This is a genomic window from Bradyrhizobium sp. Kon37, from assembly GCF_055807535.1.
The window spans coordinates 198593-213404 of sequence record NZ_JBVVOY010000006.1; the positions used below are offsets into that span (position 1 = coordinate 198593).

At 63.1% G+C, this 14812-nt stretch carries 16 protein-coding genes and 1 tRNA gene; 13 read left to right on the forward strand and 4 right to left on the reverse strand.

Features of this window, described 5'->3' with window-relative positions:
- Positions 1–12: 12 nt before the first annotated feature.
- Complete coding sequence (locus tag AC0L3J_RS15880) at positions 13–1650, reverse strand: flagellar hook-length control protein FliK (RefSeq protein WP_473347613.1); 1638 nt, start codon at positions 1648–1650, stop codon at positions 13–15.
- A 347-nt stretch (positions 1651–1997) separates the two neighbouring features.
- Between AC0L3J_RS15880 and mnmA the strand changes: the two genes are divergently transcribed.
- From mnmA to AC0L3J_RS15910, 6 genes are all read left to right on the forward strand, one after another.
- Positions 1998–3179: a tRNA 2-thiouridine(34) synthase MnmA gene (mnmA, locus tag AC0L3J_RS15885; protein ID WP_473347614.1), complete on the forward strand. Its 1182-nt coding sequence runs from the start codon at positions 1998–2000 to the stop codon at positions 3177–3179.
- Between the two features lie 19 nt (positions 3180–3198).
- Positions 3199–3837 (forward strand): class I SAM-dependent methyltransferase, encoded by a 639-nt coding sequence (locus tag AC0L3J_RS15890; protein WP_473347615.1) that lies wholly within the window; start codon positions 3199–3201, stop codon positions 3835–3837.
- A gap of 44 nt (positions 3838–3881) precedes the next feature.
- Entirely contained in the window at positions 3882–4238 is a 357-nt protein-coding gene (locus AC0L3J_RS15895; protein WP_063994841.1) for a hypothetical protein, read from the forward strand.
- 226 nt (positions 4239–4464) lie between these two features.
- Positions 4465–4541 (forward strand) — tRNA-Met (locus tag AC0L3J_RS15900).
- Positions 4542–4805: 264 nt separating this feature from the next.
- Positions 4806–5081, forward strand: a complete 276-nt coding sequence (locus AC0L3J_RS15905; protein WP_473347616.1) for a hypothetical protein — start codon at positions 4806–4808, stop codon at positions 5079–5081.
- Positions 5082–5212: 131 nt separating this feature from the next.
- Positions 5213–5392, forward strand: coding sequence for a hypothetical protein (locus AC0L3J_RS15910; RefSeq protein WP_473347617.1), 180 nt, complete (start codon positions 5213–5215; stop codon positions 5390–5392).
- 1058 nt (positions 5393–6450) lie between these two features.
- Here AC0L3J_RS15910 and AC0L3J_RS15915 read toward each other — a convergent pair.
- Entirely contained in the window at positions 6451–6990 is a 540-nt protein-coding gene (locus AC0L3J_RS15915) for a winged helix-turn-helix transcriptional regulator (protein WP_473347618.1), read from the reverse strand.
- Between the two features lie 224 nt (positions 6991–7214).
- On the opposite strand from AC0L3J_RS15915, the gene AC0L3J_RS15920 reads away from it, so the two are divergent.
- Positions 7215–7952, forward strand: a complete 738-nt coding sequence (locus AC0L3J_RS15920) for an SDR family oxidoreductase (RefSeq protein WP_473289135.1) — start codon at positions 7215–7217, stop codon at positions 7950–7952.
- A gap of 32 nt (positions 7953–7984) precedes the next feature.
- Here AC0L3J_RS15920 and AC0L3J_RS15925 read toward each other — a convergent pair whose 3' ends face one another.
- Positions 7985–8884 (reverse strand): SMP-30/gluconolactonase/LRE family protein, encoded by a 900-nt coding sequence (locus tag AC0L3J_RS15925; protein WP_473347619.1) that lies wholly within the window; start codon positions 8882–8884, stop codon positions 7985–7987.
- Positions 8885–8938: 54 nt separating this feature from the next.
- Positions 8939–9598 (reverse strand): GntR family transcriptional regulator, encoded by a 660-nt coding sequence (locus AC0L3J_RS15930; RefSeq protein ID WP_473347620.1) that lies wholly within the window; start codon positions 9596–9598, stop codon positions 8939–8941.
- 227 nt (positions 9599–9825) lie between these two features.
- Between AC0L3J_RS15930 and AC0L3J_RS15935 the strand changes: the two genes are divergently transcribed.
- The 6 genes from AC0L3J_RS15935 (at position 9826) to AC0L3J_RS15960 (ending at position 14785) form a co-directional block, all read left to right on the forward strand.
- The gene (locus tag AC0L3J_RS15935; protein ID WP_473347621.1) at positions 9826–10842 is read left to right on the forward strand and encodes a TRAP transporter substrate-binding protein; all 1017 of its coding nucleotides are present in this window, start codon (positions 9826–9828) and stop codon (positions 10840–10842) included.
- Between the two features lie 75 nt (positions 10843–10917).
- Positions 10918–11427, forward strand: coding sequence for a TRAP transporter small permease (locus tag AC0L3J_RS15940; RefSeq protein ID WP_473289128.1), 510 nt, complete (start codon positions 10918–10920; stop codon positions 11425–11427).
- Positions 11428–11488: 61 nt separating this feature from the next.
- Positions 11489–12769, forward strand: coding sequence for a TRAP transporter large permease (locus AC0L3J_RS15945; RefSeq protein WP_473347622.1), 1281 nt, complete (start codon positions 11489–11491; stop codon positions 12767–12769).
- A gap of 32 nt (positions 12770–12801) precedes the next feature.
- Positions 12802–13296 (forward strand): type II 3-dehydroquinate dehydratase, encoded by a 495-nt coding sequence (locus tag AC0L3J_RS15950; protein ID WP_473347623.1) that lies wholly within the window; start codon positions 12802–12804, stop codon positions 13294–13296.
- A 14-nt stretch (positions 13297–13310) separates the two neighbouring features.
- Positions 13311–13967, forward strand: coding sequence for a hypothetical protein (locus AC0L3J_RS15955; RefSeq protein ID WP_473347624.1), 657 nt, complete (start codon positions 13311–13313; stop codon positions 13965–13967).
- A 29-nt stretch (positions 13968–13996) separates the two neighbouring features.
- Positions 13997–14785: a sugar phosphate isomerase/epimerase family protein gene (locus AC0L3J_RS15960; RefSeq protein ID WP_473347654.1), complete on the forward strand. Its 789-nt coding sequence runs from the start codon at positions 13997–13999 to the stop codon at positions 14783–14785.
- Positions 14786–14812 lie beyond the last annotated feature (27 nt).

Consider the following 14812-nt stretch of genomic DNA (forward strand, 5'->3'; position numbering starts at 1 on the left):
ATCGAATACTCCTCACACTCTGATGTCGACGCCGCTGCTCGATCCGAGCATGCGGCCGTAGCTGCGCCCGACCGGGGCCGCGGGAACTGCGTCCTCGTCGCTGACGATCAGCCGGCGGGCATTGCCGCCATTGTCGTTGTTCTGGCCGGAGTTCTGGCCCGACGAGTTCTGGTCGCGCAGGCTGAAGGACAGCCCGTTGCTGCCGGTCTTGAGGCCGGCATCGTCGAGCGCGCGCTGCAATTGCGGCGCGTCCTGCCGCAGCATCTGCAGCGTCTCAGGCTTCTCGACGGTGAGATGCGAGGTGACCTGGCCGTTGCGGTCGACATTGATGCGGACGTCGATGCGGCCGAGGTCGAGCGGATCGAGGCTGATGTCGAACCGGGTCTTGCCCGCGCGCGCGGCGGCGGCAATTTCGATCGGCACGCCGCTGATCGGTATGGCCGTATTTGTGGCCGCGGTCGCCGTGAGCGTCGCGGTCGAAGCGGTCGCGGCCGAAGTGGTATTGGTCAGCGGCGCTTGAATGGCGGAGGCCGCCTGCGCGCTGGCGTCGGTGGTGGGGACAGCGGACGGCGTGCCCGCATGGGCATGCGGTGTTGCCGTCGCCGGTGCGGCATCGGCAGTGCGGTCGGAAGTCCCAGCCTTGGTGTCGGCCGCGTTCGCGTCGATCGGCGGCTTGTCGGCTTGCGGATGCGCCGCGGTGGCGGACGCTGCCGTCGCCGAGGGCTGCGCGGCGTTCGTCTTGCCGGTGTCCTGGCCGATATTGGAGACGTCGCTCGCGCCTTGCGCAATGGCTGCGGCCTTGAACGAGGTTTTTGGCGTGCCCTGGTCGACCGCGGCGATCAGGCCGCCATTGGTCTTCGCGTCGGTCGCGGTCGGATCGGTCGTGCCGGTCGCGGCATCGGCCAGCGTCGCCGAAGTGTCGGCATCGACCTTGGCGCTTGCGGTCTTGGCGCTCTTGTCGCCCGGCGTCGCGGTATCGGTCTTGGTGCCGACGATCTGCGCCGCGATGGATGCGCTGGCGGCGATGCCGGCGGCGGCAATCGTCAGCGGCGAGGAGGCTGGTCCGGCGGCCTGGTTCGCAGCCGCGTTCGGATCGACCGGCACGGCCACGACGAGTGCGTTTGGATCGGGCACGGCGGCCTGCGTCGCGTCAATCTGCGCGGCCGCGACGGCGTCAACGGCGGCAAGGCTGCCGTCGGCCTTGTCCCCCTTGGTCTCGTCGGACTTGTCCGCAGACTTGTCGGCCGATTTGGCGTCGGACGCCTTCGGCTTGTCCTTGGTCTTGCCATCAGCCTTGGCCGCATCAGCGGTCGAGTCGTTCTTGGCGTCGCTCTTGGTGTCGTTCCTGGCGTCGTTTTTGGCGGACGCGGAATTGTCGGCGTCGTCGCTGGCCTTGCTCCGCGAGGACTGGTCGCTCGCCGCGCGATCGCGCGGGCTCTTGTCCGAGGCGGAGGACGATGAATCGGTCCGCCGCGGGGTGTCCTGCACGGAGGGCGCCGCGCTGTCGCTGATCGCCTGGGTGTTGCTGTCCACCAGCGAGCCGAAGGAATCGTTGGCGGAGCTGTCTTTCGGCGCTTGCGACCGGGCAGGCTTTTGCTGCGCGCTCTGGACTTGCGCGCTTGCCACGACATCTGACGTACGACCGACCACAGGCAACCCCTTGGAAACATCTTCGCCATGAGAGGTAGCAAGGAGCGGGCCAGCCCCGCGCAGAGGTGTTTTATCTATTAAAATCAATCATTTGGAAATTTTGAGCCCCGCCGCGGGGCCCTCCGCGACCCCGCCATTTCTGCCTCCCCGGCAAGAATTGCCCTAACCTGGCCGCCCCCATGATTGCTTCACCGGAAGGCGGCCTATATTAAAGAGACAGCTCTCAGCCGCTTTCGACCGGGCAGGCCGCGCCATTCGGGAACTCTCAGTTCCCGCGGGTCGCTTTTGTCCCGCCGGAAGCACCCAGCGGATCGCCCAACGCCGCCGTCCACAACGCTTTAAGGCCCATGCTCAACAGTCTGGATCTCGAAGGCCGTCCTGAGGATACCAGGGTCGTCGTTGCCATGTCGGGCGGCGTCGATTCATCGACGACGGCTGCGCTCTTGAAGGCGGAAGGCTACGACGTCGTCGGCATCACGCTGCAGCTCTACGACCACGGCGCGGCCACCCATCGCAAGGGCGCCTGCTGCGCCGGCCAGGACATCCACGACGCCCGCGACGTCGCGGCCAAGCTCGGCATTCCCCATTACGTGCTCGACTACGAGGACCGCTTTCGCGAGTCCGTCATCGACAATTTCGCCGACAGCTACGCGCTCGGCGAGACGCCGGTGCCGTGCATCGAGTGCAACCGTTCGGTCAAGTTCCGCGACCTGCTGAAGACCGCGCGCGAGCTCGGCGCCACCGCGCTCGCTACCGGCCATTACGTCGCCTCGCGCCGCCGCGACGACGGCTCGCGCGCGCTGGTGTGTGCCGCCGACGCCGATCGCGACCAGAGCTACTTTCTGTTCGCGACCACGCAGGAGCAGCTCGATTATCTGCGCTTTCCGCTCGGCGACATGACCAAGCCCGAGACGCGCGAGCTGGCGCGGCGCTTCGGTCTCGCGGTTGCCGACAAGCACGACAGCCAGGACATCTGCTTCGTGCCCACCGGGCGCTACACCGACATCATCACCCGCCTGCGGCCGAACGCGATGGACCCCGGCGACATCGTCGATCTCGACGGCCACGTGCTCGGCCGGCACAACGGCATCGCCAATTTCACCATCGGCCAGCGCCGCGGCCTCGGCATCGCAGCCGCCGCGCCGCTGTTCGTGGTGCGGCTGGAGGCCGCCAACCGCCGCGTCGTCGTCGGCCCGCGCGAGGCGCTGAAGATGCACCGGATCGTGTTGCGCGACGTCAACTGGATCGGCGATGGCGACATCGACCGCGCCATCGGGAATGGCCTCGAAATGTTCGTGCGCGTGCGCTCGACCCGCGCGCCCCAGCCGGCGTGGCTGCGCGGCGCGAACGGCCATTACGAGGTCGAGCTCGTCGCAGGCGAAGAGGGCGTTTCGCCGGGTCAGGCCTGCGTGTTCTACGACGCACCTGGCGGGCAGGCCCGCGTGCTCGGCGGCGGCTTCATTCAAAGCGCCGCCGCGAAGGCCGCAAGCAGCACGACGAGGCCGCTCGCAGAAGCGGTCCGCGGCTAAAAAAATATAGGGCAGGGGCATGGCAGCAGACATCTCGCGGGCCGGGGTCGAGAAGGCCTATGGCCGCTGGGCGCCGGTCTACGATCTCGTGTTCGGCAAGGTGTTCGACGCCGGAAGGCAGTCGACCATCGCGGAGGCCGACCGCATCGGCGGCCGCATCCTCGACGTCGGCGTCGGCACCGGACTTTCGCTGTCGGATTATGCGCGCACCACGAAGATCTGCGGCGTCGACATCTCCGAGCCGATGCTGCGCAAGGCGCAATCGCGCGTGCGGAGCTTGCGGCTCTCCAATGTCGAGGTGCTCTCGGTGATGGACGCGAAAAACCTCGCCTTCCCCGAAAACTTCTTCGACGCGGTGGTTGCGCAATATGTCATCACCGCGGTGCCCGATCCCGAAGGTACGCTCGACGAGTTCGTGCGCGTCCTGAAGCCCGGCGGCGAGCTGATCCTGGTCAACCACATCGGCGCGGAAAAGGGTTTGCGCAAACTCTCCGAGTTGGCGTTTGCCCCGCTCGCCCGCCGCCTCGGCTGGCGCCCGGAGTTTCCGTGGCAGCGCCTGGTCAACTGGGCCGCGAAACACGGCGGCGTCACGCTGGCCGAGCGCCGCCCGATGCCGCCGATGGGGCACTTTTCGCTGATCCGCTACCTCAAATCGTGATCGGGTGCGCGGAACACGCGGGCTGACCCGCGCGTTTCCCTCCCATGCGCACCACATCAAACATCATTCTGGCCAGCCTCCTGATCGCCGCCTCCGGCAGCGCGATCGCGCAGGCCCCGCCCGCCCCGGCGACGCCGCCGCAAGCGACCGCGCCGCCATCCCCGCAGCATGCGACCAATTGCACGCCGCAGGACCGCCCGAACCGCTCAGCCGACGGCACCACCACCGGCCAGTCCCGGGAACCGCTCGGCGATAAATTGGCCAAATCGGACGGCGTGCTCTGCCCGCCTTCCGGCGTCGACCCCGAGATGCACGCCCCGGCGCCCAGCACGAACGGCGCCATGCCCGTCATCCCGCCGCCCGGCAGCCCCGGCGGCGACCCGACGGTCCGGCCGAAATAGGCGGTTCTTCCTTCGCCTCTCCCCGCTTGCGGGGAGAGGCCGAAATCCGCGCAAAGCGCGAATTTCGGGTGAGGGGGACTCTCCACGAGTCTGGTGCCCAAGAGGCGCGATTCCGCTCCCAAATCACCCCCCGACAACCGCCCCACCTTGCTTGACAGCCCGCCGCCCCCTTCCTTATATGCCGCGCGTTCGCGAGATCGGTCTGTTTCGGCCCTCGCGACCCTGTGGCGGGGTAGCTCAGCTGGTTAGAGCACGGGAATCATAATCCTGGGGTCGGGGGTTCGAGTCCCTCTCCCGCTACCAAATATTTCAAGTAGCTAGCCCACTTCGCTACCTCGTCTTGGTACTCGCTCTGGGGTCTACACTATGGCCCATTACGTCTAGCCTTCGCAGTCCCTCTTACGAGCTTGCCGCGACTGATAGCGAAGCGACTAAACTCGATGCTCGCGAACTCTTGCCCTTCCATCCCAGCATCGAAGCCTGGCAGCGTCCGCGCCGGACAGCTCGGCTGATGCGGGATCGGCGTCGGGCGATTGCCGACTCGGCGCAATCTGTGAGGAGGAGAGGTTGGAAAAGGAGTCTCCTGAGCAGCGTCTAACGCACGCTCGGTACGAGTTCGACATGGCGCGGCGCTGCATCCAAGATCTTCAGCAGACGCAACAGCAATTCCAGTGGAATGTGTTGTTAGCCGCGTTTGCAGTCTATTGGCGCAATTGCCAAAAATTTCTAAATGGTGACGACGATCAAAATTCGATCAAAGCAAAAAATTACATCAAGCGCTTTAATCCATCGTCGGCTACGGCAGGAAGTATGGTGCGGCATTTGACCTCTACATCGAGATAGCACGGCTCCGGACTGCTGCGAGAGCGCGAGCAGCGGCGGGGCTGGCGCACATTGACGGCAACAAAGCAGTAATCGGTGTATCGCCAGACTTGCGGTCAGCGGGTGCTGTGCTCGTGCTCATGACAAAGTACATGAGAAATGCGGTTGGTGAGATCATTCAGAAAGTCGACGGCTATAATGCAAAAGTCGAAGCAAGGGGCGGTGTTGCCGTGATTATCGACGGGTTTCTGAAGGGAGATTTGGTTGCCATCCAAGAGCTTGCTGATGAAATCTGCTCTCACCTCAGCAAGATTCTCGATCAAGAGCCGTAATCATGTCATCGAATAGGTGAGTGCTTGCGAAACCCGTCATGCATTTCTGTCGATACCACGTTGAAAGGGTTCGCTGGCTCTACCGATCGGGCTAGAGGCAAAAATCGGAAGAGAAGAAGAGGTAACTTCTTGGAAATCAGCGAACTGGCCTAATCTGGCGTTCAACGAAAACAGTCCGACTAGTTCGAAGCAATTGCTGCTGCTCTGTCGGAAAAAGAGGCCGTTGAAGCGCATATCGTTGAAACCGCTGAAATGGCTATCGCACAGGCAATCGAGAAGCCCTTCACAATTGACGGCGGAGAATGCCGGGCGCTATTTTGGCGCTGCCGCCCCCTGTTTCGCCATCCCCGTCAACCCCTCCCCACAAAAATATTCTACTTTACCGAAATTCGGAAACGGCGTAATATGTCGCTCATCCCGGCTCGTCCTTGAGGGGCGATCTCGTTGTCGTCTTGATTGCGAGCCGGGCTTGCGATGGACGCGGCAGCGTCGGCACGAGATGGTGCGGGCAGGGCGGGTAGTCCCTGTGAGCCCGCAACCGCGTGCGGACGAGCGGCGCTGCTAGGCTTCGTCTCGCCTGTAAGTTTCCGGCTTCGTCGACAGGGCCGGGAAAACTGCGGCGAAATGGCGGGCCGTGCGTACGGCAAAACCGTGTGGTCCTGGCCGTCGTTGCTACGGTCAAGCTGTCGCGGAGGTGTGTGCGAGCCCAACCGGGCGGACAGCATCATCCAAATTCGCGACGCGAGGGAGGCCAGAAGGAAAGTTCGGCTCCCGGGAGAGCACGGCATAAGCCGTCCGACCATCGCGCAGGGAAGGCCGAGTGATTGGCTACACCTGTATGCTGCTGTGCGGTTCTTTTGCGCTACATCTTCGCGCAGCGGACCGCGGGTGCCAGCCGGCACCCGGCCTTCCCTGCGCCCTCTTGGATAAGAGGGTGGAACGACCAGGCAAAGCTCGGGCGAAACGCGCTACGAGAACGAGAACTCTTGTCCGCTGTTGAAGATCAGTCGCATCATTTCCCGGGATATGTCGAACGGCGCTCGCGCTACGCGACCATCTCACGCGGCCCTGCGGCGGGCCTTCGCCTTTGTCTCTGGCTTTGCCTTCAGCTTTGCCTTGGGCTTCTCCGGCGCCGCTGCCGGATTGCGTCGAGCACCAGGGCCAGGGTGGGTATGAACCTCCTTGGCCAAAAGCGGCTCGCCGCATTCGGAGCACACCATGACCGGATCGAAGTCCTTGCCGCATTTGCGGTGTTGATGCAGCAAAGGTCGTCCGCGCGCGTCGACCATGTGAGTATCGCCCCAGTGCACGATTGCCATCATGATCGGATAGAGATCGAGCCCCTTCTGGGTGAGGATGTATTCGTGCCGCTTGGGCGAGTCCTGATAGGGGATACGACGCAACACGCCCTGCCGGACCAGCTTCTTCAACCGTTCGGCGAGCAGGTGGCGCGTGATTCCGAGCGAAGACTGAAACCCCTCGAAACGGCGCGTGCGCAGGAAGCATTCACGCAGGATCAGAAGGGTCCAGCGGTCGCCGATCACGCCGATGGTGCGGGCCATCGAGCACGGCTCGTCCTCCAGCTCACCCCATTTCATTCTAGATCTCCACTCCGCCCGCGGCTTCCGCGCGGATATCGTCCAGGAAGTCTTTGGTTCAGATACCATTCTAAATCGGTACTGACTGCGAGGCAATGTCTTGCGAAGGCCTAGTTCAGCAGAAAATACGCCAGAATTGACAGTTCGTTTTTAGAACTATAAGATAATCTGCGGTCTGAATTATGATCCGACGACCGGATCCAGACCTGACCGGGAGAAGTCCCATGCAAAAGAGAAACGCGACCGTGGCCGTGATCGGCGCCGGTGATTTTATCGGCAGCGAGATTGCAAAGAAGTTCGCCTCCGAGGGCTTTACGGTGTTCGCGGGACGCCGCGACGGCGCCAAGCTCGAACCGCTCGTCAAGGAGATCGAGCAGGCCGGCGGCGAAATTCACGCCCGCGCGCTCGATGCGCGCAAGGAAGACCAGATCATCTCGTTTCTCGGCGATGCCGACAAGCACGCCCCGCTCGAGGTTTGCATCTTCAACGTCGGCGCCAACGTCAACTTTCCGATCCTCGACACGACCGAACGGGTGTTCCGCAAGGTCTGGGAAATGGCTTGCTATTCCGGCTTCCTCGCCGGCCGCGAGGCCGCACGCCTGATGCTGCCCCGCGGCCAGGGCAACATCTTCTTCACCGGTGCGACGGCGAGCCTGCGCGGCGGAAGCGGCTATGCGGCCTTCGCCAGCGCCAAGTTCGGCCTGCGGGCGGTCGCGCAAGCCGCGGCGCGCGAATTGGGCCCGAAGAACATTCACGTGGCGCATCTGATCATCGATTCCGGCGTCGACACGGAATGGGTCCGGCAACGGCGGATCGAGGCGCTCGGTCCGAACGCGCTGGATGATCCCGACCTCCTGATGCCGCCGTCGTCGGTCGCCGAATCCTACTGGATGCTCTATCAGCAACCCAAAAGTGCCTGGACCTTCGAGCTGGAGATTCGTCCCTTCGGCGAGAAATGGTAGCGAAGCCGGTTCACGATGGCCCGTGCAAAGGTTCAGGATGAATTGCCGAAGCGGTGTTCTGGAAGCCCCTGTGCGATGCCATCGATGGCCAGAACGTGACCCGCTTGGGGTTCGCGGCTCAATTGCTCGCGATCCAGAAACTTTCTGGCCGTCGTGACGAACAATGTCTTCAGGTCGGCTCCGCCGAAGCACACGCAGGTCGGATTGGCCGCCGGCACTGGAATGACGGTATCGATCCGGCCGTCCGGCCGATAACGTACCACCCGGCCGCCGGAGAAGAATGCGGTCCACAGTCCGCCGGCGACGTCGATACACGCGCCGTCGGGCCTCTCCCCGGAGGCGCTGTAATCCGCGAACAGCCGTCTGTTGTGGATCGCGCCGTCGTCGAGATCGAAGTCGAACTGCCAGGTTCGGTATCGCCTCGTATCGGTGAAATAGAGCGTCCGATTGTCGGGTGAGAACGCGATGCCGTTCGTCACGATGACATCGCCGAACATGCGCGCCGTCCGGCCGTCCGAATCCACACGATACAGCGCTCCGTTCGGCCGATGCAGCTGGTTGTCCATGGTGCCGATCCACAGCCGGCCCCGCGCGTCGACACGCCCGTCGTTCAGGCGGTTGCCGGGGCCGCTTTCGACTTCGCAGAGCTGAGCTGGAGGACCGTCATCGGACGCGCGGCGATAAAGTCCCAGATCCTGCGCGAGCAGGTGGGAGCCATCCGCCGTCAGAGCCTGACTGCCGAGGAAGTTGCATGCGTAGGGAACAACTTGATGAGCACCTGTCGCCGGATCGAACGATTGATGCAGCCGCCGGTCGACGTCGACCCACCACAGTCTGCGGGAGCGGTCGCACCACAATGGCGTCTCACCGAGGATGTCGCCTGCGGCGACCGCGGTCTCGACCCGATGCGCGGGGATCATGTCGGTGGCCATCCCGATCCGATTCCAACCACGAGCTGCCGTCGAAAGACGTCAGGCCGTGGGCAATTAATCCTCGTTCCAGGAGGTGAGGGCGTGCGCGACGCAACCGTTGATGTGCTCGGTGAGGACGGCTTTGGCGCTCTTGATGTCGCGCTTGAGGGCACATTCCAGCAGCGCCTTGTGCTGGTTGATCGTCTCTGCGCCGCGGTAGCGCAGCGCATACCGGAAATATTTGTCGAACACGACCGCGTGGGTCTGCATCAGCTCGCGCGAACCGCAACTCGAGATCAGCGCCTGGTGGAATTCGCCGTCGTAGCGTTTGCGCAGCTCGGGATCGTCACCCTCCTTGAGCACGGTGCGTTCGGTCGCCGCCAGCTTGTGATGCGCCGACACCACGCGGCCTTCCCACTCCACGTCGCCGGCGCGGAACGACTCGGCCATCGCATGATGCTCCAGCAGGATGCGCAGACCGGCGAGCTCACGCAGGTTCTGGATGGAGATCGGCGCCACCTCGAAGCCGCGCTGGCCCTCGGCAACCACGAATCCCTCGGACGTCAGACGATTGAGGATCTCGCGCAGCGTGCTGACGCTGAGGCCGTAATCTTCCTTCATGGCATCGAGCTTGAGGCGTCCGGATGGCGTGAGCACTCCGAAAATGATGTCGGCCCGGATGCGCTGATAGCCGCTGTCGCCCGCCGACAGGGGCCGTTCCTCGAGTGACGTCATGCCTTCTGATCCCGCCTGTCCCGATTGGTCGCCGCTCCGGAGGCGGCCGAACCATCAATGTTGCCAGCATTATAGCAGATTTCGAATGTCAGATGCATAGCAAATCGTCATATGAAATGGATATCGTCATTTGACATGGAATGCATGTGTGTTGTCTAAATAGACCGAGGGTACGAAAAATGATGGCTTAAGCCGCCGTTCGCGCCCGTTCGAACAGGGAGGAAACGATGAGCTTGCTGGTACGGGCGCTGTCTGCGACGGCGATTTGCATGGCGCTGACGGTCGGCGCATCCGCTGAGGACATTCAGGAGCGCACGATCAGGTGGGGACACCTGAACAACACCGATCACCCCGTCAGCGCGGGGGTGCAGAAATTTGCGGAGATCCTGCTGGCGAAGAGCGGGGGCAAGATGAAGGTTCGCGAGTTCGCGGCCTCGCAGCTCGGCAACGAGTTGCAGCAGCAATCCGCACTGCGTGGCGGCACGCAGGAAATGCTGTCGGCCTCGACGACGTCGCTCGCAACCGTCGTGCCGGAGTTCGGCCTCATCGACTTTCCATTCATCGTGAAGACCATCGAGCAGGCCGACGCGCTCGGCACCGGAAAATTCGGCACGTCAATGCTCGATACCTTGCCGCCGAAGGGGCTGATCGGTCTGGGCTATTGGGGCCTCGGCTTCCGCAACGTCACCAACAGCACGCGGCCGATCACCAAGGTCGAGGATTTCAACGGCCTCAAGCTTCGCGTCATTCCGAATCCGGTCTACCTGGAGACCTTCGGATCATTTAAGGCCAATCCCGTTCCGATGGCCTTCGGCGAACTCTACTCGGCGCTGGAGACCCGCACCGTTGATGGCGAGGAGAACCCCTTCACGGTCATTCTCTCCAACAAGTTCTACGAAGTGCAAAAATACGTCTCCGCCACCAATCACACCTTCACCCTGAACATCATCCTGGTGAGCAAGGCGTTCTGGGACAAGCTGTCACCGACCGAGCAGCGCCTGATGCGCGAGGCGTATGAGGAAAGCCGAGGCTATCAAAAGGAGCAGACGCGCCTTCAGACCGAAAAGGCCCTGTCTGAATTGCAGGCGAAGGGCATGCAGTACAACACCGTCGCGCCGGAAGAGCTCGATCGCATGCGCAAGACGGCGCAGCCGGTGGTCGACAAGATTGCCGCCAATCTCAAGCCGGAGGCGGTCAAGCTGTTCAACGACGAGCTCGATCGCATCCGCAAGGACGTGAAATAGTCGACCTCGTCAGCATGCATAAGTAGGAGCCGACCGGTCGCCGGCTCTTGAACTGACCTTGCCTGGACGGCCCGCATGGCACGAATTCTCGACCTCTATTGCACCCTGCTGAAGGGCATCATTGCCGCATTTCTCGCGGTGATGGTGGTGCTGGTGTTCGGCAACGTGGTGCTGCGCTACGGCTTCAACTCCGGAATCGCGATCTCCGAGGAGCTGTCCCGCTGGCTCCTGGTCTGGCTGACCTTCCTCGGTGCGATCGTTGCGATGCGCGAACACGCCCATCTCGGCGTCGATAGCCTTGTGCGGATGCTGCCGGCTTACGGCAAACGCATCTGCTTCATCGTGAGCTACGTCCTGATGCTGTTCGCTGACTGGCTTCTGCTCTCGGGAAGTTGGCGTCAGACGATCATCAATATCGACGACCGCGCGCCGGCGACCGGCCTGTCACTCGGCATCTTCTATGGCGTGGGCGTGATCTTCGGCGTTTCGGCCGGAGTGATCCTTCTCTACGACCTGTTCCGCGTCATTTCCGGACAGGCCAGCGAAGCCGACATGGTCGCCGTCAGGGAATCGGAGGAGCACTGATGCTGTCTCCCCGTATCGTACCGCCCGGCGCTCCAATCCTGAAAATCACCGGGATCACGCCATGACGATTGCCGTCTTCACCTTCTCGCTGCTCGGCGCCATGGCACTGGGCATGCCGATCGCCTTTGCTCTGATCGTCTGCGGCGTGGCCCTGATGAGCACGATCGACATGTTCGACGCCCAGATCGTGGCGCAGAACGTCATCAACGGCGCGGACAGCTTTCCGCTGATGGCCATTCCCTTCTTCATGCTTGCCGGCGAGGTCATGAACAAGGGCGGACTGGCCAAGCGAATCGTCAACGTTGCGCTCGTCGCAGTCGGACATTTTCGCGGCGGACTCGGTTACGTCACGATCCTCGCATCCTGCATCCTTGCGTCGCTCTCGGGCTCCGCAGCAGCCGATGCCGCGGCGCTGGCCGCCCTGCTGGTGCCGATGATGGTGGCGGCGGGCCACAAGAAATCCTATGCGGCGGGTCTGGTGGCGGCCGGCGGCATCATCGCGCCCGTGATTCCACCCAGCATCGGGTTCGTCATCTTCGGTGTCGCCGCAGGCGTGTCGATCTCAAAACTGTTTCTGGCCGGGATCATCCCGGGGATGTTGCTCGGGGCAGGGCTCTGCCTGGCCTGGTGGTGGGTGGTGCGCCGGGAGAACCTGACGCCCCCGCCAAGAGCATCGCTCGCGGAAATGGTGAAAGCGGTGGTCGACGGCTTCTGGGCGTTGATGCTGCCGGTTATTATCATCGTCGGCCTGCGCTTTGGCATCTTCACGCCGACGGAAGCCGCAGTGGTCGTCGCCGTCTATTCGCTGTTCGTCGCGACCTGCATTTATCGGGAATTGAAGCCGTCGCAGCTTTACGAGGTGTTCGTCTCCTCGGCGCTGACGACGAGCATCGTGATGTTTCTCGTGGCAGCGGCGCTGGTGTCGTCCTGGCTGATCACCGTGTCCGAGATTTCGACACAGATCGTCACCCTGCTGAAGCCGTTCATGGGCAACAACACGCTCCTGATGCTGGCGATCATGGTCGTGGTGGTGATCGTGGGAACGGCCCTCGACATGACGCCGACCATCCTCATCCTCACGCCGATCCTGATGCCGATCGTCAAGGCGGCGGGCATCGATCCCGTCTACTTTGGCGTCCTCTTCATCATCAACAATGCGATCGGCCTCATCACGCCGCCGGTCGGTATCGTGCTGAATGTGGTTTGCGGCGTCTCCAGGATCAGCATGGAGGACATCATCAAGGGCGTCTGGCCCTTCCTGATTGCACAATTGATCGTCCTGTTCGCGATGGTGCTATTCCCGGGATTGGTGACGGTCCCGGCCAAGTGGTTCAGCGGCTAGACGCATCGGCAACAAAAGAAGGACAAGCGAAAATGGCCGCAAGGATCATGATCCTCAACGGACCCAATCTCAATTTCCTCGGCATCCGCGAGCCCCACATCTACGGCTCGACGACGCTCGATGAGATCGAGGCGAGCTGCAAGGCGCTGGCCGATCAGCTCGGGGTTTCGATGTCGTTCCATCAAACGAACATGGAGGGCGAGCTCGTCAGCCTGATCCAGTCCGCCCATGGCAACGCGGATGCCATCATCATGAATCCCGCAGCCTATTCGTTCACCTCGATCGCGCTGATCGATGCGCTGAAGATTTTCGAGGGCGTGAAGATCGAGGTGCACATCTCGAACATCCACGCGCGGGACGAGCTGCACCGCCACTCGATCACGTCGAGTGCCTGCACGGCGGTCATTTGCGGTCTCGGTTCCTATGGCTATCTCGCCGCGATGCTCGCGGTCGTCCAACGGTTGGGGCAATTGCCTGAGACCATCGCACCGGCTCTGCACGGGCTTGCGGCCCGCGGCAAGGCGTAGGCATGGAGGGCGCGATGCGCGGCACGGGATTTCTCGCCATCTGGAGCGACGTCGAGACTCACGACCTGACCGACTACCGGCACTGGCTGACGCGTGAGCACACGACCGAGCGCGTGACGACGAAGGGCTTCCTGGCGTCGCGTGTCTTCCGCGCGGCAAGGGACGACGTCAACCGCTTCTTCATTCTGTATGAGCTGGAGACGCCGGAGGTCCTCGACGGCGAGGCCTATCTGGCGCGCCTCAACGCACCGACGCCGTGGTCCCAGCGCATCATGCCGAAGCTCGGCAATTTCATGCGGGGCGGCGGTGCCATGATCGCTCGGGCAGGGCGGGGCGAGGGCACCTCGGTCGTGGCGCTCCGGATCGAGACGCTGCCGAAGGATCCCCAGGGTCTGGCTCAGGCGCTCGTTGCGTGCGACGGGGTTGCCGCGGTGCAGATCGGTGGGACCGACGAGGCGCGGACGTCGGTGCGGACGACCGAGAAGGGCATGCGGAAGAACGAGGGCTTCTTCGCGGGGCTTTTGCTGATCGAGGCGCTCGACGTCGCCTCGTTGCAGGCTGCCTTGCATCGGGCAAGCGAGCTTGCGCCCGACGTCATGGCCGGGGCGAGCGAACCGGAAGTTTATCAAAGCATGTTTGCGCTCGACGCCCGTATCGCGGATTTCGGTTGATGGCAACGTTCTCGCTCGCCGCCTTGACCGTGCTCGAGCTTGCGCCGCCCGAGATGATCGAATTGGCCGCGCATTGCGGCTACGAAAAAGTCGGGCTCAGACTGTTGCCCGCCACGCCTGGCGGTGTTGCCTATCGCCTGATGGACGATGCGCCGCTCCTGCGGGAGACGCTCCGGCGGTTGGAGTTGACGGGAGTGACTGTCGCCGATCTCGAGGTCGTTGCGTTCAGACCGGAAACCGAGATGGCCTCGTTCACGCCCTTCTTCGAGGTGGGCGCGCGCCTCGGCGCCAAACACATCCTCGTCGCGGCCTACGATCCGGATCTGGCGCGGTTTTCGGATCGCTACCAGCAATTTTGTGAAGCGGCAGCAAGCTACGGCCTGACCTCCGATCTCGAATTCATGCCCTGGACCAGCGTTCCGGACCTAAAGACCGCAATGCGGATCGTCGGCGACGTCGATCATCCCGGTGCCGGCATTCTGGTCGATGCACTGCATTTCGATCGGTCGCAAAGTTCGCTTGCGGACCTCCGCGCTATCCCGGCGCACCGCTTTCACTACTGGCAATTATGCGATGGCCCCGCCGAACGCCCACCGACCACTGGGCAGCTCATCCATGCCGCTCGCGAGGAGCGGATGTTTCCGGGCGAGGGCGGAATAGACTTGATGGGGCTTGCAAGCGCGATGCCGCATGACCTGACCATCAGCATCGAGGTTCCGACCGTTCAACTAGCAAAGAGCGTCGACGCCGCGTCGCGAGCACGCCGGGCGTTGCTGGCGGGGAGAGCCGTCGTGGAGCGGGCGCGCAGCCAGAGGTGAGAATTCGGGACGGAAGGGTAGTTCGGG